Source organism: Cupriavidus oxalaticus (assembly GCF_016894385.1).
In the GTDB taxonomy this organism is placed as follows: domain Bacteria; phylum Pseudomonadota; class Gammaproteobacteria; order Burkholderiales; family Burkholderiaceae; genus Cupriavidus; species Cupriavidus oxalaticus.
Genome location: NZ_CP069812.1, coordinates 1,227,959 through 1,246,876 on the forward strand (window position 1 = coordinate 1,227,959; position 18,918 = coordinate 1,246,876).

The window sequence follows — 18,918 nt, forward strand, 5'->3', positions numbered from 1 at the left end:
CACCCCAGGGCTTATCCGGTCCCCTTGGGGCGGGCTTTCGAGCGCGGCTTCCAGTTTCCGATCAAAGAAAGTTGATGCACGGTGTGCCAGTCTTGGCATAATCCGCCATGTCTTTAGACTAAGTCTTTACATACAAGCAAGAAAATGCCGCAGTGGCCGCCTGGCCCAAGCGGCCCTGGACCGGAGGCCGGGGAGATGGAGCAACAAGAAGAGGCACGGCGCAATGCCGTGCCGCAACACGTCGTCGATTCCGCGGTGATCCCGCAGGCCGCCGACGAAGCGCAGGACGCTGAATTCCGGGTTTCGCCCCGCCTTGAGGACTGGATCGGCGTGATCGTGATGGTGCTGCTGGTCGCCATTACCTTCGCCAACGTGGTGGTCCGCTATTTCACCGACGAGTCGTTCGCCTGGACCGAGGAGTTCTCGGTCTTCCTGATGATCGTGCTGGCGCTGGTCGCCGGCAGCGCCGCGGTGGCGCGCGATCGCAATATCCGCATCGAGTTCTTCTGTGAACGCGGCAGCGCTGCGCGGCAACGGCGCCTGGCGATCGTGTCGGCACTGGCCGTGGCCGTGATGTTTATCGCGCTGGCGGTGCTTGGCGTGCGCATCACCTGGGACGAATACACCTTCGGCGAGACCTCGCCGGGCATCGGCGTGCCGAGCTGGTGGTATTCGATCTGGCTGCCGGTGCTGTCGGCCGGCATCGCGCTGCGCGCGCTGGGGCTGGTGGCGCGCAACGTGCGCGCGCTCAAGGCGCTGCATGCAGAGAGCAAGGCTGCGAAGGAGCGTGCGCAATGACGCTGGTTGCCATCCTCCTGTTCGTGGTCTTTATCGGCCTGATGCTGCTGGGCGTGCCCATCGGCGTGTCGCTCGGCCTGGGCGGCCTGGTTGCGATCGGCCTGTCCAACCTCGATACCCAGATGTTCGGCCTGCTGGCCGTGCCGCAGAACTTCTACGCCGGGCTGGCCAAGTACCCGCTGCTGGCGATTCCGATGTTCGTGCTGGTGGGGTCGATCTTCGACCGTTCCGGCGTGGCGCAGCGGCTGGTGACGTTTGCCATTGCCGTGGTCGGGCGCGGACCGGGCATGCTGCCGCTGGTGGCGATCCTGGTGGCGATGTTCCTCGGCGGCATTTCCGGTTCGGGCCCGGCCAACGCCGCCGCGGTCGGCGGCGTGATGATCGCGGCGATGTCGCGTGCCGGCTATCCCGGCTCGTACAGCGCCGCGGTAGTCGGCGCGGCGGCCGCGACCGACATCCTGATCCCGCCGTCGGTGGCCTTCATCATCTACAGCGTGCTGGTGCCCGGCGCCTCGGTGCCGGCGCTGTTCGCCGCCGGCCTGGTCCCGGGCGTGCTGGCCGGCGTGGCGCTGATCGTGCCGGCGGTGTGGCTGGCGCGCAAGCACAATATGGGCGCGATCGAGGCCGCGCTGCCGCGCCCGCCGTTCTGGAAGAGCCTGCGCGAGGCCACCTGGGGCCTGGTGGCGCCGTTCCTGATCCTGGGCGGCATGCGCGCCGGCTGGTTCACGCCGACCGAGGCCGCGGTGGTGGCGGTGGTCTATGGCCTCTTCGTCGGCATGGTGGTGTACCGCAGCATCGGCATGCGCGACCTGTTCACGATCTTCCAGGAGGCGGCCGAGACCTCGGCGGTGATCCTGCTGGTGGTGGCGCTGGCCGGCATCTTTGCCTATGCGCTGTCGACGCTGGGCGTGATCGACCCGCTGGCACAGGCGATCGCCACCTCCGGCCTGGGCGAGTACGGCGTGCTGGCGCTGATCGTGCTGCTGCTGATGACGGTCGGCATGTTCCTCGACGGCATCTCGATCTTCCTGATCTTCGTGCCGCTGCTGCTGCCGATCGCCAATGCCTTCCAGTGGAACCCGGTGTGGTTCGGCGTGGTGCTGACGCTGAAGGTGGCGCTGGGCCAGTTCACGCCGCCGCTGGCCGTGAACCTGATGGTGTCGTGCCGGATTGCCCGCGTGCGCATGGAAGAAACCGTGCCCTGGGTGATCTGGATGCTGCTGGCGATGTTCATCGCCATGCTGATGGTGCTGGCCTACCCGCCGCTGGCGACCTGGCTGCCGGACTACCTCGGCTATTGATCTTTGGCTTTCCCAAACAAGAACTGACGCTTTCCCGAGAGGAGATGACATGAAACGTCGTGCCCTGATGCTCGCAACGGCTGCCGCCCTTGCCGCTTCCGCCTTCGCCCCCGCCGGCGCGATGGCCCAGACCTACAAGTCCGAGTACAAGATGTCGCTGGTGCTCGGCCCGGCCTTCCCGTGGGGCAAGGGCGGCGAGATCTGGGCCGACCTGGTCAAGCAGCGCACCAACGGCCGCATCAACATCAAGCTGTACCCGGGCACCTCGCTGGTGGCCGGCGACCAGACCCGCGAGTTCTCGGCGATCCGCCAGGGCGTGATCGACATGGCGGTCGGCTCGACCATCAACTGGTCGCCGCAGGTCAGGGAACTGAACCTGTTCTCGCTGCCGTTCCTGATGCCCGACTACAAGGCGCTGGACGCGCTGACGCAGGGCGAGGTCGGCAAGTCGATCTTCGCCACGCTGGAGAAGGCCGGCGTGGTGCCGCTGGCCTGGGGCGAGAACGGCTTCCGCGAGGTGTCGAACTCCAAGCGCGAGATCCGCAAGCCGGAAGACCTCAAGGGCCTGAAGCTGCGTGTGGTCGGCTCGCCGCTGTACATCGAGACCTTCAACGCGCTGGGCGCCAACCCGACGCAGATGAGCTGGGCCGACGCGCAGCCGGCGATGGCCTCGGGCGCGGTCGATGGCCAGGAGAACCCGCAATCGGTGTTCGCCGCCGCCAAGCTGTACACCGTGGGCCAGAAGTTCGTCACCACCTGGGGCTATGTGGCTGACCCGCTGATCTTCGTGGTCAACAAGCAGATCTGGGAAAGCTGGACCCCGGCCGACCGCGAGATCGTCAAGCAGGCCGCCATCGACGCCGGCAAGCAGGAGATCGCACTGGCGCGCAAGGGTTTGGCCGAGCCCGGCGCACCCGCGTGGAAGGACATGGAAGCCCACGGCGTCAAGGTCACGCACCTGACCCCGGCCGAGCATGACGCCTTCCGCAAGGCGACCGCCAAGGTCTACGACAAGTGGAAGAAGCAGATCGGCACCGACCTGGTGACCAAGGCCGAAGGCGCGATCGCCAAGCGCTGAGTCATGAAGCAGGCCCGCCAGCGTTGGTGGGCCTGTTGCTTTGGAGGCTGAGATGAAGCACGTCTATACGGTGGTCATGCCGATCCGCTGGGGCGACATGGATGCCATGGGCCATGTCAACAACACCGTCTATTTCCAGTACCTGGAGCAGGCGCGCATCGAGTGGTTCGCGTCGCTGGGGCGCGGCGGCAAGGATGCGCAGGGGCAGGGGCCGGTCATCATCAATGCGCATATGACCTTCCTGAAGCAGCTGCGCTATCCGGGCGAGATCGAATGCCGGGTCTATGCGGGGCAATTGGGGCGCACCAGTTTCGAGACGCGCATGGAGATCCGGCGTACCGATATGCCCGACGTGGTGTGGGCCGAGGGTGGGGCCAAGGTGGTGTGGTGCGATTATGCGGCGGAGAAGTCGGTGCCGGTGCCGCCGGAGATCCGGGCGATCATCGAGGGGTAATCCTCAGTGGTTCACCAACCGCTGCACCAGATCCACCGACGTACTCGCCCCATATTTCTTCATCAGCCGCGCCCGGTAGATATCCACCGTGCGCGGGCTGATCGCCAGCAGCTTGCCGATCTGCTTGCTGGTCTTGCCTTCCACCAGCTGCGCCGCGATCTCGCGTTCGCGCGCGGTCAGCTCGGCCGTCACCTGCCGCTTCTGCGACAGGTCTTCAAAGGTCCAGATCCCCGCGCCCAGCGGCTGCGCGCGGTTCAGCGCGCGGCCGGTGACATGGCACCAGAACAGTTCGCCGCCGGCGCGCTTCATGATGCGCTCGTCCGAATACATCCCGTGCTTGTTCATGATCGGCGCGATGCGGGCGCCGGTGCGCTCGAACTCGTCGACGGTGGGGTAGAGCACCTGGAACGACTGGCCCAGCAGGGCCTCGCGGGTGGTGCCGAAGATGCGGCAGACTTCTTCGTTGCAGTCCTCGATCACGCGCTCGCGTGACAGCACCAGGCCCACGGGGGCGAGCTGGAAAGCGGTCTGGTAGTCGATGGCGGGCATCTGCTTATGTATTTTTACGTAATGGCGTTGCCGGCGCGGCTTGCGTATGCTGTCGGTCGGACGAGAGACGGCGACCGTCGCCGACTGCGCCGATTGTACCGTTACAATTTCCCTGCGTCGCCCACCGCACAAGCCGGCGGCGGAAGCGCGACAGCGGAACCCCGAGGAACTACCGAGGAAGGAGCGAACATGAACAAGGTCTACGCCAGCGCCGCAGAAGCGCTTGCAGGCGTCGTCCGCGACGGCCAGACGATCGCCGTTGGCGGTTTCGGCCTGTGCGGCATCCCCGAGGCGCTGATCGCCGCGCTGCGCGACAGCGGCGTCAAGCAGCTCACCTGCATCTCCAACAATGCCGGCGTCGACGGCTTCGGCCTGGGCCAGTTGCTGGCCACGCGCCAGATCAAGAAGATGATCTCGTCCTATGTGGGCGAGAACAAGGAGTTCGAGCGCCAGTACCTGGCCGGCGAACTCGAGCTGGAATTCACCCCGCAGGGCACGCTCGCCGAGAAGCTGCGCGCCGGCGGCTCGGGCATCCCGGCCTTCTTCACCAAGACCGGTGTCGGCACCATCGTCGCCGAAGGCAAGGAAGTCCGCGAATTCGATGGCGAGACGTACGTGATGGAGCGTTCGCTGACGGCTGACGTGGCGCTGGTCAAGGCATACAAGGCCGACAAGGCCGGCAACCTGGTGTTCCGCCGCACCGCGCGCAACTTCAACCCGATGTGCGCGATGGCGGGCAAGGTCACCATCGCCGAGGTCGAGCATATCGTCGAGACCGGCGAGCTGGACCCGGACGAGATCCACCTGGCCGGCATCTTCGTGAAGCGCCTGGTGCTGAACACCAATCCCGAGAAACGCATCGAGCAGCGCACCGTGCGCGCGGCCAGCTAAGGAGACACCATCATGGCATGGACACGTGACGAAATGGCCGCGCGCGCCGCGACCGAGCTGCAGGACGGCTTCTACGTCAACCTGGGCATCGGCCTGCCGACGCTGGTCGCCAACTGGGTGCCCGAGGGCATGGAGGTGTGGCTGCAGTCAGAAAATGGCCTGCTCGGCATCGGCCCGTTCCCGACCGAAGACCAGGTCGACGCCGACATGATCAACGCCGGCAAGCAGACCGTGACGACGCTGCCGGGCTCGTCGATCTTCTCGTCGGCGGACTCGTTCGCGATGATCCGCGGCGGCCACATCGACCTGGCCATCCTGGGCGCGATGCAGGTCAGCGAAAAGGGCGACCTGGCCAACTGGATGATCCCGGGCAAGATGGTCAAGGGCATGGGCGGCGCGATGGACCTGGTCGCCGGCGTCGGCCGCGTGGTGGTGCTGATGGAACACACCGCCAAGAAGAAGGACGGCACCGAGGACATCAAGATCCTGAAGCAGTGCAACCTGCCGCTGACCGGCGTGGGCGTGGTCAATCGCATCATCACCGACCTTGGCGTGATGGACGTGACTCCGGAAGGCCTGAAGCTGGTCGAAACCGCACCGGGCGTCAGCCGCGAGGAAATCCAGGCGAAGACCGGGGCGCCGCTGCTGTAAGCAAGCCTTCGGCGATTGCCTGACGGGCCCTGTGGCGCACTGCGCCCCAGGGCGTTTTTCATTTGGCGCCCGGGGTAACCGACGACGCCAATCGGCTGTCCGGGCTAGCTCTATCGGCGAATGGCCCGCCCGCGCACAAGTCACTATGCTGGCCGCTTCCCCGCAGGCGTGTTCCTGCCAACACAAGTCTTTACGGAAGGTGCGCGATGCCGGCTTCCCCCAACCGATCCCTGCCACTGGTGTACGCCTGCTCCGGCTGCTCCAGCGTGGCGCAACTGGCCAATGCCTGCGCGGTGCGGCTGGACCGCAGCGGCCGTGCGGAAATGTCGTGCATCAGCGGCGTGGGCGGCGGCGTGCCGGCGCTGACGCGCGTGGCGCAATCGGGCCGGCCGATCCTGGCCCTGGATGGCTGCCCGCTGGCTTGCGTGCAGGCTTGCCTGGCAAACGTGGGCGTGATGCCGGACCAGCACCTGGTGCTGAACCGGCTGGGCGCGGTCAAGCGCCAGCACGGCGAATGCACCGAGGGCGAGACCGAGGCGGTATGGCGGGAAGTCGAGGCCGCTCTGGAAAGCCTTGTGGGGATGTAGGGCAGGCCGGACGCGCGGCGGCGCATCCGGCAGGGCGGCTGGGCGGCGCCTTAGGCCGCCGGCTTGTTGTAGCGGGTGAACACCGAGGCCGCGCCGTCGGCCTTGACCAGCAGCACGTCGAAGGGATCCTTGCGCGAGCCCTGTTCCATGCCTGGCGAGCCAACCGGCATGCCCGGCACCGCCAGCCCGACCGCCTTGGGCTTGGCGGCCAGCAGCTTGCGGATATCGGCGGCCGGCACGTGCCCCTCGATCGCATAGCCGCCGATATGGCCGGTATGGCAGGAGCCGAAGCGCTCCGGCATGCCGAAGCGCTTGCGGTATTCGCCGGTATCCTCGACGTCATGCACCGTCACGGTGAAGCCGTTGGCGCGCAGGTGCTTGACCCATTCCTCGCAGCACCCGCACAGCGGGCTCTTGTAGACGTCGATGGCCAGCGGCCTGGCCTGCGCGAAGGCGTCTGCCGCGGGCCCCAGCACGCCCACGGCGAGCGTGCCTAGCGCCAGCGCGCCCAGGGTGCCGAGAAAACGTCGTCGTTGCATCGTTGCTCCTTGTTGTGGCGCCTTGCTGTGGCACCTTACTGTGCCACCCAGCCGCCATCCATGTTCCAGATCGCGCCGCGCACTTGCCGCGCCGCGTCGGACGACAGGAACACGGCCAGCGCGCCCAGCTCGTCGGGTGTCACGAACTCGCCCGAGGGCTGCTTTTCCAGCACCAGCTCGCGCTTGGCCTGCTCGACCGGGATGCCTTCCTTCTGCGCGCGGGCTTCGACCTGCTTCTGCACCAGCGGCGTCAGCACCCAGCCCGGGCAGATCGCGTTGGCGGTCACGCCGGTCTGCGCGGTTTCCAGCGCGGTCACCTTGGTCAGGCCGACGATGCCGTGCTTGGCTGCCACATAGGCCGATTTCTGCGCCGACGCCACCAGCCCGTGCGCCGAGGCCACGTTGATGATGCGGCCCCAGTTCTTCTGGCGCATGCCGGGCAGCGCGAGGCGCGTGGTGTGGAAGGCGGAAGTCAGGTTGATGGCGATGATCGCGTCCCAGCGCTCGATGGGAAAGTCCTCGATCGGCGCCACATGCTGGATGCCGGCATTGTTGACCAGGATGTCGGCGCCGCCGAAGTCGGCCTGCGCATAGCGCATCATGTCCTCGATCTCTGCCGACTTGCTCATGTCCGCGCCGTGGTAGCCGACCTGGATGCCCTGGCCGGCCTGCGCGATCTCGTTCTTTGCGGCGTCCACATCACCAAAGCCATTGACGATGATATTGGCGCCCTGAGCCGCCAGCGCCTTTGCGATGCCGAGCCCGATACCGCTGGTCGAGCCGGTCACCAGAGCGGTCTTGCCGTTGAGCATGTAAGCCTCCGTCGAGAGAAATTCCACAGGAAGGAAAGGGCGGCCCGGGTGGCCGGGACCGCCTGGTCTGGCACCGCCACGCACCGCTACCGATCGTTTCGCATCGACGTGTGGGCGCGTGCGGTGGCGCAGACAGTGTGCTGTGGCATTGTACCCGGTGCGGCGTACAATCCAGTTTTGCTCAACCACCGGCAGCGCCGCTTTTTCGCGGTCCCGGCCGGGTCCGTCAGGGAGTCCAGATGTCTGCCAGTCCGCGCCTCGGTTTTGTCCAGTGCATCAGTCCGGCGGGCCTGCACCGCATGGCCTACCACGAATGGGGGGATCCCGCGAATCCTCGCGTGCTGGTGTGCGCGCACGGGCTGACGCGCACCGGCCGCGATTTCGATGCCGTCGCCAGCGCGCTGTGCGGCGACTATCGCGTGGTCTGCCCCGATGTGGTCGGGCGCGGCCGCTCGGAATGGCTGGCCAATCCGGACAGCTATATCGTGCCGCAATATGTGTCCGACATGGTCACGCTGATCGCGCGGCTCAACGTGGAGCAGGTGGACTGGTTCGGCACCTCGATGGGCGGGCTGATCGGCATGGGGCTGGCAGGGCTGCCCGGGTCGCCGGTGCGCAAGCTGCTGCTGAACGATGTCGGCCCCAGGATCGCGCCGTCGGCGGTGGAGCGCATCGGTGCCTACCTGGGCCTGCCGGTACGCTTCAAGACCTTCGAGGAAGGGCTGGCCTACCTGCAGACCATCAGCGCGTCGTTCGGGCGCCACACGCCGGAGCAGTGGCGCGAACTCAACGCCGCCATCCTGAAGCCGGTGCAGGGCGGCGACGGCCTGGAATGGGGCTTGCATTACGACCCGCAGCTGGCCGTGCCCTTCCGCAAGTCCACGCCCGAAGCGGTCGCGGCGGGCGAGGCCGCGCTGTGGCGCAGCTTCGAGGCCATCGAAGCCTCGGTGCTGGTGGTGCGCGGCGCGCAGTCCGACCTGCTGCTGCGCGAGACCGTGGCCGAGATGGTGGCGCGCGGCAAGCATGTGAGCTCGGTGGAAGTCCCTGAAGTGGGGCATGCACCAACCTTTGTCGATCCGGCGCAGATCGCGATTGCCCGGCAGTTCTTTGTCGGGTGAGTAGAAGCGCATCGCGCAGGGGACCTGTTTTTTTATCGATCAACGCATTGTCATGAGTAACCTTGAACTGAAGCGCGCCCACGTGGGCAAGCGTTTGTCCGAATACGCGGTCTACAACGGCGTGGTCTACCTGGCCGGGCAGGTGCCCGAGGTCGATCCCAAGGCCGATATCCGCGGCCAGACGCGCGAGGTGCTCGGCCATATCGACCGCTTGCTGGCCGAGGCCGGCAGCGACAAGACCCGCATCCTGTCGTGCCAGATCTTCCTCACCAACGTCGACCTGATCGGCGAGATGAACGAGGTCTGGGACGCCTGGGTGCCGCAAGGCAACACGCCCCCGCGCGCCACGGTGGAAGCCCGCCTGGCCAATCCCGATTACCTGATCGAAGTGGTAGTGACCGCTGCGCTCAACTGATGCAGGCGTAGGGACATGGTGACGTCGACCGACCTGGCTGGCCGGGTCGCAGGCATTCCGGATGCCGAGCTGGTGGGCCGCGCGCTGGCGTACGTGCGCGAGCACGGCGCCGGCGTGGCGCTGCCTACGGGCGAGACCGTGCAGTCGCACGCCGAGGGGATGCTGCGCATCCTCGATGGGCTGCGCGTGGACGATGCCGCGCGCGCGGCTGCCTGCCTGTTCGGGCTGGCGGCATTCGTGCCCGAGACCGAAGCCGAGATCGAGCCGCGCTTCGGCGAAGAAGTGGCGCGGCTCGTCAACGGTGTGCGGCAGCTGCTGCGCATCGGCGCCATCGCCGGCAATCGCCCTGAGGTGGAAGCGGCCGCGCCGTCAAAGAACGAGGCGCAGGCGCGCCACGAGCAGGTCGAGGCGCTGCGCAAGATGCTGCTCGCGTTCGCGCAGGACATCCGCGTGGTGCTGGTGCGGCTGGCCTCGCGGCTGCAGACGCTGCGCTGGCTGGCCGACACCAAGCACGCGCCGACCGCGGGCGTGGCGCGTGAAACGCTCGATATCTACGCGCCGCTGGCCAACCGCCTGGGCATCTGGCAAATGAAGTGGGAGCTGGAAGACCTGGCGTTCCGCTTCGAGCAGCCCGACACCTACAAGCGCATCGCCAGGCTGCTGGACGAAAAGCGCATCGAGCGCGAAGGCTATATCGCCGGCGCCATCGCGCGGCTGCAGGCCGAGCTGACGGCCGCCGGCATCCGTGCCGAGGTGAGCGGCCGGCCCAAGCACATCTACAGCATCTGGAAGAAGATGCGCGGCAAGGAGCTGGATTTTGCCGACCTGTACGATGTGCGCGCCTTCCGCGTGATCGTCGACGATATCAAGGACTGCTATACGGTGCTGGGTATCGTCCACCATATCTGGCAGCCGATCCCGCGCGAGTTCGACGACTATATCTCGCGGCCCAAGGCCAACGGCTACAAGTCGCTGCACACGGTGGTGATCGGCGACGACGGCCGCGCCTTCGAGGTGCAGATCCGCACGCACGAGATGCACCACTTTGCCGAATACGGCGTGGCGGCGCACTGGCGCTACAAGGAAGCGGGCAGCAGGGGCTACGGGGGGCAGTTCTCCGCCAGCGAACGCTACGACGAGAAAATCGCCTGGCTGCGCCAGCTGCTGGCATGGAAGGACGATGCCGACCACAGCGTGGCGCACGACGAGTGGGAGCAGCTCAAGCACGCCGCGATCGACGACCACATCTACGTGCTGACGCCGCAGGCCCGCGTGGTAGCGCTGCCGCACGGCGCGACGCCGCTGGACTTTGCCTATTACCTGCACAGCGACCTCGGCCACCGCTGCCGCGGCGCGCGCGTGGACGGCACCATGGTGCCGCTGAATACCACGCTGAAGAACGGCCAGACCGTCGAGATCATCGCGGTCAAGCAGGGCGGGCCGTCGCGCGACTGGCTCAATGCGGAGCTGGGCTACCTGGCCAGCAGCCGTGCGCGCGCCAAGGTGCGGGCGTGGTTCAATGCGCTCGATTCGCAGGAGACCATCGCGCAGGGGCGCGCGCTGATCGACAAGACTTTGCAGCGCGAGGGCAAGACCGCGGTCAAGCTGGAAGACCTGGCCGCGCGGCTGAACTTCAAGACGCCGGACGACCTGTTCGCCGCGGTGGCCAAGGACGAGTTCAGCCTGCGCCATGTCGAGCACGCGCTGCGCCACCCGGAAGGCGAGGCCCAGGCGCCGCTCAGCGAGGAAGACGCCGTCACCAAGAAGAGCCGCGCCACCAGCGTGGCGCGCGGCGCCAAGAGCGGCGTGCTGGTGGTGGGCGTGGATTCGCTGATGACGCAGATGTCGCGCTGCTGCAAGCCGGCGCCGCCGGACGATATCGTCGGCTTTGTCACGCGCGGACGCGGGGTGTCGATCCACCGGCGCAACTGCCATACCTTCCAGCAGCTGTCGGCGCGCGCGCCGGAGCGGGTCATCCAGACCGAGTGGGGCAAGAAGAGCCATGCCGCGGTCTATCCGGTCGACATCCATGTCGAAGCCATCGACCGGCAAGGGCTGCTGCGCGATATCTCGGAAGTGCTGTCGCGCGAGAAGATCAACGTCACCGGTGTGAAGACGCTGTCGAGCAAGGGCGTGGCACGGATGCAGTTCACCGCCGAGGTGTCCGAGGCCACGCAGTTGCAGCGCGCGCTGTCGCTGATCGAAGAGGTGCAGGGGGTATTGCAGGCAAAAAGAAAGTGATGCTATACTTGCGTCTTCGCTAGGCTCGTAGCTCAGCTGGTTAGAGCACCACCTTGACATGGTGGGGGTCGTTGGTTCGAGTCCAATCGAGCCTACCAACGAATTGCAGTAACAACGTGCAGTAAAACCGAAGTGCGGCAAGTCCGATTCAACCTGAAATGGAACGGAAGGGCATCATGTTTATGACACCGCGAACTACTACCGCTGGCAAGCGACAGTAGTCGAGGTGCGCCTTCCGACCCGGTTGAATCGGGTTTGACAAAGAGAAACGCGGCCTTGGCCGCGTTTTTTTTCGTCTGTCGCCTGCCAGCTGCCTGCTAAGCTGCCGCTCGCGCGCGCTTTGGCGGTGTGGTGTGCAGCAAGAGAACAATCGCCGGGCCGCGCAGCGGACCGGTCCCCGCAAGATGCAGTTTGATCCGCCTGGCCGCGGCGCAACGCGCCGCCGGCGGATTCCTGGAGAGTCCAAATGATCGCAATCACGCTGCCGGATGGGTCCCGCCGCGAGTTTCCGGGCCCGGTGACGGTTGCCGAAGTGGCGCAGAGCATCGGCTCCGGCCTGGCCAAGGCCGCACTGGCCGGCAAGGTCGACGGCAAGCTGGTCGACACGAGCTACAGGATCGAAGACGATGCCCGGCTGGCCATCGTCACGGACAAGGACGCCGACGGCGTTGACGTCATCCGCCACTCCACCGCGCACTTGCTGGCCTATGCCGTCAAGGAACTGTATCCGGAGGCGCAGGTAACGATCGGGCCGGTGATCGAGAACGGCTTCTACTACGACTTCGCCTACAAGCGTCCCTTCACGCCGGAAGATCTTGCCGCCATCGAGAAGAAGATGACGGAACTCGCGCGCAAGGACGAGAAGGTCACGCGCGAAGTGTGGAACCGCGATGAGGCCGTGGCGCTGTTCGAGTCGATGGGCGAGAAGTACAAGGCCGAGATCATTGCCTCGATTCCCGCCGACCAGGAAATCGGCCTGTACCGCGAAGGCAATTTCGTCGACCTGTGCCGCGGCCCGCACGTGCCGTCGACGGGCAAGCTCAAGGTCTTCAAGCTGATGAAGGTGGCCGGCGCTTACTGGCGCGGCGACTCCAACAACGAGATGCTGCAGCGCGTCTACGGCACGGCCTGGGCCAAAAAGGAAGACCAGGAAGCCTACCTGCACATGCTGGAAGAGGCCGAGAAGCGCGACCACCGCAAGCTGGGCAAGACGCTCGACCTGTTCCACCTGCAGGAAGAGGCGCCCGGCATGGTGTTCTGGCACCCGAAGGGGTGGCAGGTGTGGCAGGCCGTCGAGCAATACATGCGCGGCCGCCTGGGCGACGCCGGTTATGACGAAGTGCGCACGCCGCAGGTGATGGACCGTTCGCTCTGGGAAAAGTCAGGCCACTGGCAGAACTACAAAGAGAACATGTTCGTCACGGAGTCGGAGAAGCGCGACTACGCGATCAAGCCGATGAACTGCCCGGGCCACGTGCAGATCTTCAATCACGGCCTGCGCTCGTACCGCGACCTGCCGCTGCGCCTGGCCGAGTTCGGCGCCTGCCACCGCAACGAGCCCTCGGGCGCGCTGCACGGCCTGATGCGCGTGCGCGGCTTTGTGCAGGACGATGCCCACATCTTCTGCACCGAAGAGCAGATCGTCGCCGAGGCCAAGGCCTTCAATGAACTGGCGTTCTCGGTCTACGACGACTTCGGCTTCAAGAATGTTTCGGTGAAGCTGTCGCTGCGTCCCGAACAGCGTGCCGGCTCGGACGAGGTCTGGGACCACGCCGAGGAAGGCCTGCGGCTGGCGCTGCGCGCCTGTGGCGTGGACTGGGAAGAGCTGCCGGGCGAAGGCGCTTTCTATGGTCCGAAGGTGGAATACCACATCAAGGACGCGATCGGCCGCTCGTGGCAGTGCGGCACGCTGCAGCTCGACCTGGTGCTGCCGGAGCGGCTCGATGCCGAATACGTCTCGGAGGACAACTCGCGCAAACGCCCGGTCATGCTCCATCGCGCGATCCTGGGCTCTTTCGAGCGCTTCCTGGGCATCCTGCTGGAAAACCACGCCGGCGCGCTGCCCGCCTGGCTGGCCCCGGATCAGGTCGTGGTCATGAATATTGCGGATTCGCAGGCGGAATACGCCGAAAACGTCGTGCAATTGCTGCAAAAACAAGGGTTTAGGGCCAAGGCCGATTTGCGCAACGAGAAAATTACGTATAAAATCCGCGAGCATTCCCTTCAGAAGGTTCCTTACCTGCTAGTGGTAGGCGACAAGGAAAGGGATGCCAATCAAGTGGCCGTGCGTGCCCGTGGCAACGTGGATCTGGGTGTGATGCCCGTCTCCGCGTTTGTTGAGCGTCTGCAACACGACGTCGCCAGCAAAGCCTGATGGGTGGTGAGCACGGCTTGTTTTTTTGTCTTCTTGAGGTAACGCAACATCGCTACGGACAAAGGTCATCGCATCAACCGGGAAATCAGTGCGCCTGAGCTGCGCCTGGTAGGGGTTGATAACGAGCAGCTCGGCATCGTCAAGTTCATGGACGCTCTGCGGCTGGCTGAGGACAAGGACTTGGACCTGGTGGAGATCGCCCCGAACGCGACTCCGCCCGTCGCCCGGATCATGGATTACGGGAAGTTCAAGTACGAGGAAGCCAAGCGCGCCCACGAGGCCAAGCTGAAGCAGAAGATCATCCAGGTCAAGGAAGTCAAGTTCCGGCCGGGTACGGATGATGGCGACTACAACGTCAAGCTGCGCAACCTGAAGCGCTTCCTGGAAGATGGCGACAAGACCAAGATCACGCTGCGGTTCCGTGGTCGCGAGATGGCCCACCAGGAAATCGGCGCGCGCATGCTCGAACGCCTGAAGGCGGACCTGGAAGAGATCGGCCAGGTCGAGCAGATGCCGAAGATGGAAGGGCGCCAGATGGTGATGGTGCTCGCCCCCAAGAAGAAGAAGTAATTCTTGCACGGTGCAGCGGCCGGGATGCCAGCGCATCCCGGCGTTGCTTCGTGCGGAAGTCGCGCGCACCCTGCAAGGGGTGTCGTGCAACAACAAGTGGATGCGGGTCTTGCAAGCGTCGGCGTGAGCCGTCCACCTGCATGCATGTCATAGAGCTGGAGTTTTTCATGCCGAAGATGAAGACGAAGAAAAGCGCTTCCAAGCGCTTTACTGCACGTCCGAACGGTTCGTTCAAGCGTGGCCAGGCCTTCAAGCGTCACATCCTGACCAAGAAGACCACCAAGAACAAGCGTCAACTGCGCGGTACTCAGGACGTCCATGAGACGAACCTGAAGTCGGTGCGCGCGATGATGCCTTACGCATAACCCCTGACGATAACGAAAGGAGAATTACATGCCTCGAGTAAAGCGTGGGGTCACTGCACGGGCCCGTCACAAGAAAGTCATCGACGCTGCCAAGGGTTACCGCGGCCGTCGCAATAATGTCTATCGCATCGCCAAGCAGGCGGTCATGCGTGCCGGCCAGTACGCGTACCGCGATCGCCGCAACAAGAAGCGCGTGTTCCGTGCGCTGTGGATTGCGCGTATCAATGCCGCGACGCGTGAGCATGGCATGACCTACAGCGTGTTCATGAACGGTCTGAAGAAGGCCTCGATTGAACTGGACCGCAAGGTGCTGTCGGACATGGCTATTCACGACAAGCCTGCCTTTGCCGCCATCGTCAACCAGGTGAAAGCCACCGTTGCCTGATGCCGGCTCCGGTAGCGCGCAAGCGCTGCCGGGCAGCACCGACCGCAAGGTCGACCGCTGACCGCAAGGTCTGCTGAAACGGGGCTCCTCACCGAGCCCCGTTTTTATTTGCGGTTCCGGATGCCGTGTTGCGTAAGTTGTTGCGAGACGGCATCCGAAAACGCATACCGCACGTAGTGCCAACCCCTCGTCGGGCCAGCGACTTCGACCCGACGCCAGAACATTCCACGACCGCCGCCATGTCTCAGGATCTGGACCAAATTGTTGCCGACGCCCAGGCCGCCTTCGCCGCCGCCAACGACAACGCCACGCTGGAAAACGAAAAAGCCCGCTTCCTGGGCAAGACCGGCGCGCTGACCGAACTGCTCAAGGGCCTCGGCAAGCTCGATCCGGAAGCCCGCAAGAGCGAGGGCGCGCGCATCAACCAGGTCAAGCAGCAGGTGGAAGCCGCGCTGCAGGCGCGCCGCCAGGCGCTGGCCGATGCGCTGATGAACGCGCGCCTGGCCGCCGAAGCCATCGACGTCACGCTGCCGGGGCGCGCGGTGGCGCGGGGCAGCCTGCATCCGGTGATGCGCACGTGGGAGCGTGTCGAGCAGATCTTCGGCTCGATCGGCTTCGACGTGGCCGACGGCCCCGAGATCGAAACCGACTGGATGAACTTCACCGCGCTGAACAACCCGGACAACCATCCGGCGCGTTCGATGCAGGACACGTTCTATGTCGATGGCCGCGACAGCGACGACAAGCTCCTGCTGCTGCGCACGCACACCAGCCCGATGCAGGTGCGCTACGCCAAGATGCACGTGGAGAAGTACGCGGGCAAGGCCATGCCGCCGATCAAGGTGATCTGCCCGGGCCGTACCTACCGCGTCGACAGCGACGCCACCCACTCGCCGATGTTCAACCAGGTGGAGGGCCTGTGGATCAGCGAGGACGTCAGCTTTGCCGACCTGAAGGGCGTGTACACGGATTTCCTGCGCAAGTTCTTCGAGCGCGACGACATCCAGGTGCGCTTCCGTCCGTCGTACTTCCCGTTCACCGAGCCGTCGGCGGAAATCGACATGGCCTTCGGCAATGGGAAATGGTTGGAAATTTCCGGTTCGGGCCAGGTGCACCCGAACGTGCTGCGCAACATGGGGCTCGATCCCGAGCGCTATATCGGTTTCGCGTTCGGCTCCGGCCTCGAGCGCCTGACCATGCTGCGCTACGGCATCAACGACCTGCGCCTGTTCTTCGAGGGCGACGTGCGCTTCCTGCGCCAGTTCGCCTGATCGGCGCACCGTCAAACTCGTCACCGACTACACAGAATACTTACCGGATCAGAAGCGCCATGCAATTCTCGGAATCCTGGCTTCGCACCTTCGCCAACCCTGAAAAGATCTCCACCGACGCGCTGTCGCACAGCCTGACCATGGCCGGGCTCGAAGTGGAAGAGGTGGGCCCGGTTGCGCCGCCGTTCGACAAGGTGGTGGTCGCGCACGTGCTGTCGACCGAGCGCCATCCCAACGCCGACCGCCTCAACGTTTGCCAGGTCGATGCCGGCACCGGCGAGACCCTGCAGATCGTCTGCGGCGCGCCCAACGTCAAGCCCGGCATCAAGGTGCCGTGCGCGCTGGTCGGCGCGGTGCTGCCGCCGGCAGAGGACGGCGGCAAGCCGTTCGAGATCAAGGTCGGCAAGCTGCGTGGCGTGGACAGCTACGGCATGCTGTGCTCGGCGCGCGAACTGAAGCTGTCCGAAGACCACGGCGGCCTGATGGTGCTGCCGGAAGACGCGCCGGTCGGCCAGAACATCCGCGAACACCTGAACCTGGACGATCAGGTCTTCGTCATCAAGCTGACGCCGAACAAGGCCGACTGCCTGTCGATCCACGGCGTGGCGCGCGAAGTCTCGGCGCTGACCGGTGCCGCGCTGAACCTGCCTGACATGTCGCCGGTGCCGGTGACGATCCAGGACAAGCTGCCCGTAAAGGTGTCGGCGCCCGACCTGTGCGGTCGCTTCTCCGGTCGTATCATCCGTGGCGTCAACGCACGCGCCGCCACGCCGCAGTGGATGGTGCAGCGCCTGGAGCGCTCGGGCCAGCGCAGCGTGTCCGCGCTGGTCGATATCTCGAACTACGTGATGCTGGAACTGGGCCGTCCGTCGCACGTGTTCGACCTGCACAAGATCCACGGTGGCCTGGACGTGCGCTGGGGCCGCAAGGGCGAGCAGATCAAGCTGCTGAACGGCAATACCGTCGAGGTCGACGAGCAGGTCGGCGTGATTGCTGACGACAAGGAAATCGAGAGCCTGGCCGGCATCATGGGCGGCGACAGCACCGCCGTCACGCTGGACACCACCGACATCTACCTCGAAGCCGCATTCTGGTGGCCTGCCGCGATCCAGGGCCGCAGCCGCCGCTACAACTTCTCGACCGACGCCGGACATCGCTTCGAGCGCGGCGTGGACTACGCCACCACCGTGGAGCATATCGAGCGCATCACCGCGCTGATCCTCGAGATCTGCGGTGGCCAGGCCGGCCCGGTGGACGACCACGTGGTCAACCTGCCGGTGCGCAAGCCGGTCAGCCTGCGCGTGGCGCGCGCCGAGCGCGTGCTTGGCATCGAGCTGTCGCCGGCTGCCATCGCAGATGTGTTCCAGCGCCTGCAGCTGCCGTTCACGCGTGCGCAAGGCGCTGAAGGCGAAGTGTTCGAGGTCACGCCGCCGAGCTACCGCTTCGACATCGAGATCGAGGAGGACCTGATCGAGGAAGTGGCGCGCATCTACGGCTTCGAGCGCATCCCGGCGCGGCCGCCGGTCGCCGAAAGCGAAATGCGCCCGACCAATGAAGCCCGCCGCTCGACGCACGTGGTGCGCCACGCGCTGGCTGCGCGCGATTACCAGGAAGTCATCAACTTCGCCTTCGTCGAGGAGAAGTGGGAACGGGACTTCGCCGCCAACGACAAGCCGATCCGCCTGCTGAACCCGATCGCCAGCCAGCTGGCCGTGATGCGTTCGTCGCTGGTCGGCGGCCTGGTCGACAAGGTGCGCTACAACCTGAACCGCAAGGCCGCGCGCGTGCGCATGTTCGAGGTGGGCCGCGTGTTCCATCGCGACGAGAACGTGCAGGACGGCGGCCTGACGGTGGCCGGCTACCACCAGCCGATGATGGCCGCGGGCATCGCCTACGGTCCGGCGTTCGAAGAGCAGTGGGGCATCGCCACGCGCAATGTCGATTTCTTCGACGTCAAGGGCGATGTCGAGGCGCTGTTCCATCCGCGCGTGCCGCGCTTCGAGCCGGTGTCGCACCCGGCGCTGCACCCTGGCCGCGCCGCGCGCGTGCTGGTCGACGGCAAGCCGGTTGGCGTGGTCGGCGAGCTGCATCCGCGCTGGCTGCAGGAATACGAACTGCAGCATGCACCGGTGCTGTTCGAACTGCAGCTCGACGCGCTACGCGAGACCGGCCTGCCTGCGTACACCGAGATCTCCAAGTTCCCGGCCGCCGTGCGCGACCTGGCGGTAGTGGTGAAGCAATCGGTACGCGTGCAGGACATGCTCGACGCCATGCACGCGGCGCTGGAAAAGCAGGGCTATGGCCGCTTCTGCCAGGGCCTGGCGCTGTTCGACGAGTTCCGTCCCAAGGCCGCTTCCACCGCCATCGGCGCGGACGAGAAAAGCCTTGCGTTCCGGGTGACCTTGCAAGATACTGGGTCGACCCTCCAGGACGAAACCGTCGACAGCGCAGTGCGCTCCATGGTCGACGCGCTGACAGAGGCCTTCCAGGCCCGGCTGCGCGGCTGAACCGACGCCACT

General features: G+C 65.6%; 19 protein-coding genes and 1 tRNA gene. 17 read left to right on the forward strand and 3 right to left on the reverse strand.

Going from position 1 to position 18,918, the window contains the following annotated elements; genetic code table 11:
- Positions 1-195 precede the first annotated feature (195 nt).
- Genes JTE92_RS18005 through JTE92_RS18020 form a run of 4 tightly spaced genes read left to right on the forward strand, consistent with a single transcriptional unit; the run spans position 196 to position 3,631 of the window.
- Positions 196-798, forward strand: coding sequence for a TRAP transporter small permease (locus JTE92_RS18005; protein WP_063238508.1), 603 nt, complete (start codon positions 196-198; stop codon positions 796-798).
- Positions 795-2,099 carry a TRAP transporter large permease gene (locus JTE92_RS18010; RefSeq protein WP_174544854.1) on the forward strand — a complete coding sequence of 435 codons (1,305 nt, stop codon included), beginning with the start codon at positions 795-797 and terminating at the stop codon, positions 2,097-2,099. The genes JTE92_RS18005 and JTE92_RS18010 overlap by 4 nt, the downstream gene beginning before the upstream one ends.
- Before the next feature lie 49 nt (positions 2,100-2,148).
- Positions 2,149-3,177, forward strand: coding sequence for a DctP family TRAP transporter solute-binding subunit (locus JTE92_RS18015; protein ID WP_063238509.1), 1,029 nt, complete (start codon positions 2,149-2,151; stop codon positions 3,175-3,177).
- Positions 3,178-3,229: 52 nt separating this feature from the next.
- Positions 3,230-3,631, forward strand: coding sequence for an acyl-CoA thioesterase (locus JTE92_RS18020; RefSeq protein ID WP_063238510.1), 402 nt, complete (start codon positions 3,230-3,232; stop codon positions 3,629-3,631).
- 3 nt (positions 3,632-3,634) lie between these two features.
- Here the strand turns inward: JTE92_RS18020 and JTE92_RS18025 are convergent, their stop codons facing one another.
- Positions 3,635-4,180, reverse strand: coding sequence for a PAS and helix-turn-helix domain-containing protein (locus JTE92_RS18025; protein WP_063238511.1), 546 nt, complete (start codon positions 4,178-4,180; stop codon positions 3,635-3,637).
- Positions 4,181-4,369: 189 nt separating this feature from the next.
- Between JTE92_RS18025 and JTE92_RS18030 the strand changes: the two genes are divergently transcribed.
- The 3 genes from JTE92_RS18030 to JTE92_RS18040 all read left to right on the forward strand — a co-directional run bounded on the left by JTE92_RS18030 (position 4,370) and on the right by JTE92_RS18040 (position 6,309).
- Positions 4,370-5,071 (forward strand): CoA transferase subunit A, encoded by a 702-nt coding sequence (locus JTE92_RS18030; RefSeq protein ID WP_063238512.1) that lies wholly within the window; start codon positions 4,370-4,372, stop codon positions 5,069-5,071.
- Positions 5,072-5,083: 12 nt separating this feature from the next.
- The gene (locus JTE92_RS18035) at positions 5,084-5,722 is read left to right on the forward strand and encodes a CoA transferase subunit B (protein ID WP_063238513.1); all 639 of its coding nucleotides are present in this window, start codon (positions 5,084-5,086) and stop codon (positions 5,720-5,722) included.
- Positions 5,723-5,928: 206 nt separating this feature from the next.
- Positions 5,929-6,309: a putative zinc-binding protein gene (locus tag JTE92_RS18040; RefSeq protein WP_063238514.1), complete on the forward strand. Its 381-nt coding sequence runs from the start codon at positions 5,929-5,931 to the stop codon at positions 6,307-6,309.
- 50 nt (positions 6,310-6,359) lie between these two features.
- On the opposite strand, the gene JTE92_RS18045 is transcribed toward JTE92_RS18040, so the two are convergent.
- Positions 6,360-6,848 (reverse strand): DUF411 domain-containing protein, encoded by a 489-nt coding sequence (locus tag JTE92_RS18045; protein WP_116386766.1) that lies wholly within the window; start codon positions 6,846-6,848, stop codon positions 6,360-6,362.
- Positions 6,849-6,883: 35 nt separating this feature from the next.
- Positions 6,884-7,660 carry a 3-hydroxybutyrate dehydrogenase gene (locus JTE92_RS18050; protein WP_063238515.1) on the reverse strand — a complete coding sequence of 259 codons (777 nt, stop codon included), beginning with the start codon at positions 7,658-7,660 and terminating at the stop codon, positions 6,884-6,886.
- Positions 7,661-7,899: 239 nt separating this feature from the next.
- Between JTE92_RS18050 and phaZc the strand changes: the two genes are divergently transcribed.
- The 10 genes from phaZc to pheT all read left to right on the forward strand — a co-directional run bounded on the left by phaZc (position 7,900) and on the right by pheT (position 18,906).
- Positions 7,900-8,778, forward strand: a complete 879-nt coding sequence (gene phaZc / locus JTE92_RS18055; RefSeq protein ID WP_063238516.1) for a 3-hydroxybutyrate-oligomer hydrolase PhaZc — start codon at positions 7,900-7,902, stop codon at positions 8,776-8,778.
- A 52-nt stretch (positions 8,779-8,830) separates the two neighbouring features.
- On the forward strand, positions 8,831-9,193 hold the full coding sequence (locus JTE92_RS18060; protein ID WP_063238517.1) for a RidA family protein: 363 nt from the start codon (positions 8,831-8,833) through the stop codon (positions 9,191-9,193).
- 15 nt (positions 9,194-9,208) lie between these two features.
- The gene (locus tag JTE92_RS18065; RefSeq protein ID WP_063238518.1) at positions 9,209-11,434 is read left to right on the forward strand and encodes a RelA/SpoT family protein; all 2,226 of its coding nucleotides are present in this window, start codon (positions 9,209-9,211) and stop codon (positions 11,432-11,434) included.
- A 21-nt stretch (positions 11,435-11,455) separates the two neighbouring features.
- Positions 11,456-11,532: transfer RNA gene (locus tag JTE92_RS18070), tRNA-Val, on the forward strand.
- A 368-nt stretch (positions 11,533-11,900) separates the two neighbouring features.
- Positions 11,901-13,808, forward strand: a complete 1,908-nt coding sequence (thrS, locus tag JTE92_RS18075) for a threonine--tRNA ligase (protein ID WP_063238519.1) — start codon at positions 11,901-11,903, stop codon at positions 13,806-13,808.
- Positions 13,809-13,856: 48 nt separating this feature from the next.
- Complete coding sequence (gene infC / locus JTE92_RS18080; RefSeq protein ID WP_081479471.1) at positions 13,857-14,378, forward strand: translation initiation factor IF-3; 522 nt, start codon at positions 13,857-13,859, stop codon at positions 14,376-14,378.
- A 167-nt stretch (positions 14,379-14,545) separates the two neighbouring features.
- The gene (gene rpmI, locus JTE92_RS18085) at positions 14,546-14,743 is read left to right on the forward strand and encodes a 50S ribosomal protein L35 (RefSeq protein WP_006575466.1); all 198 of its coding nucleotides are present in this window, start codon (positions 14,546-14,548) and stop codon (positions 14,741-14,743) included.
- Between the two features lie 28 nt (positions 14,744-14,771).
- Complete coding sequence (gene rplT / locus JTE92_RS18090) at positions 14,772-15,128, forward strand: 50S ribosomal protein L20 (protein ID WP_008650487.1); 357 nt, start codon at positions 14,772-14,774, stop codon at positions 15,126-15,128.
- Positions 15,129-15,367: 239 nt separating this feature from the next.
- Positions 15,368-16,399: a phenylalanine--tRNA ligase subunit alpha gene (pheS, locus tag JTE92_RS18095; protein ID WP_063238520.1), complete on the forward strand. Its 1,032-nt coding sequence runs from the start codon at positions 15,368-15,370 to the stop codon at positions 16,397-16,399.
- 59 nt (positions 16,400-16,458) lie between these two features.
- Positions 16,459-18,906 carry a phenylalanine--tRNA ligase subunit beta gene (gene pheT, locus JTE92_RS18100; protein WP_063238521.1) on the forward strand — a complete coding sequence of 816 codons (2,448 nt, stop codon included), beginning with the start codon at positions 16,459-16,461 and terminating at the stop codon, positions 18,904-18,906.
- The last annotated feature ends 12 nt before the right edge of the window (positions 18,907-18,918 follow it).

Excerpts from the sequence above, each read along its gene's own strand:
- JTE92_RS18030 (WP_063238512.1), top strand. The coding sequence starts at position 4,370 with ATGAACAAGGTCTACGCCAGCGCCGCAGAAGCGCTTGCAGGCGTCGTC.
- rpmI (WP_006575466.1), top strand. The coding sequence starts at position 14,546 with ATGCCGAAGATGAAGACGAAGAAAAGCGCTTCCAAGCGCTTTACTGCA.
- pheT (WP_063238521.1), top strand. The coding sequence starts at position 16,459 with ATGCAATTCTCGGAATCCTGGCTTCGCACCTTCGCCAACCCTGAAAAG.
- phaZc (WP_063238516.1), top strand. The coding sequence starts at position 7,900 with ATGTCTGCCAGTCCGCGCCTCGGTTTTGTCCAGTGCATCAGTCCGGCG.
- JTE92_RS18015 (WP_063238509.1), top strand. The coding sequence starts at position 2,149 with ATGAAACGTCGTGCCCTGATGCTCGCAACGGCTGCCGCCCTTGCCGCT.
- thrS (WP_063238519.1), top strand. The coding sequence starts at position 11,901 with ATGATCGCAATCACGCTGCCGGATGGGTCCCGCCGCGAGTTTCCGGGC.
- JTE92_RS18060 (WP_063238517.1), top strand. The coding sequence starts at position 8,831 with ATGAGTAACCTTGAACTGAAGCGCGCCCACGTGGGCAAGCGTTTGTCC.
- JTE92_RS18025 (WP_063238511.1), bottom strand. The coding sequence starts at position 4,180 with ATGCCCGCCATCGACTACCAGACCGCTTTCCAGCTCGCCCCCGTGGGC.
- JTE92_RS18035 (WP_063238513.1), top strand. The coding sequence starts at position 5,084 with ATGGCATGGACACGTGACGAAATGGCCGCGCGCGCCGCGACCGAGCTG.
- pheS (WP_063238520.1), top strand. The coding sequence starts at position 15,368 with ATGTCTCAGGATCTGGACCAAATTGTTGCCGACGCCCAGGCCGCCTTC.
- JTE92_RS18050 (WP_063238515.1), bottom strand. The coding sequence starts at position 7,660 with ATGCTCAACGGCAAGACCGCTCTGGTGACCGGCTCGACCAGCGGTATC.
- JTE92_RS18010 (WP_174544854.1), top strand. The coding sequence starts at position 795 with ATGACGCTGGTTGCCATCCTCCTGTTCGTGGTCTTTATCGGCCTGATG.
- JTE92_RS18045 (WP_116386766.1), bottom strand. The coding sequence starts at position 6,848 with ATGCAACGACGACGTTTTCTCGGCACCCTGGGCGCGCTGGCGCTAGGC.
- JTE92_RS18020 (WP_063238510.1), top strand. The coding sequence starts at position 3,230 with ATGAAGCACGTCTATACGGTGGTCATGCCGATCCGCTGGGGCGACATG.
- rplT (WP_008650487.1), top strand. The coding sequence starts at position 14,772 with ATGCCTCGAGTAAAGCGTGGGGTCACTGCACGGGCCCGTCACAAGAAA.
- JTE92_RS18040 (WP_063238514.1), top strand. The coding sequence starts at position 5,929 with ATGCCGGCTTCCCCCAACCGATCCCTGCCACTGGTGTACGCCTGCTCC.
- JTE92_RS18005 (WP_063238508.1), top strand. The coding sequence starts at position 196 with ATGGAGCAACAAGAAGAGGCACGGCGCAATGCCGTGCCGCAACACGTC.
- JTE92_RS18065 (WP_063238518.1), top strand. The coding sequence starts at position 9,209 with ATGGTGACGTCGACCGACCTGGCTGGCCGGGTCGCAGGCATTCCGGAT.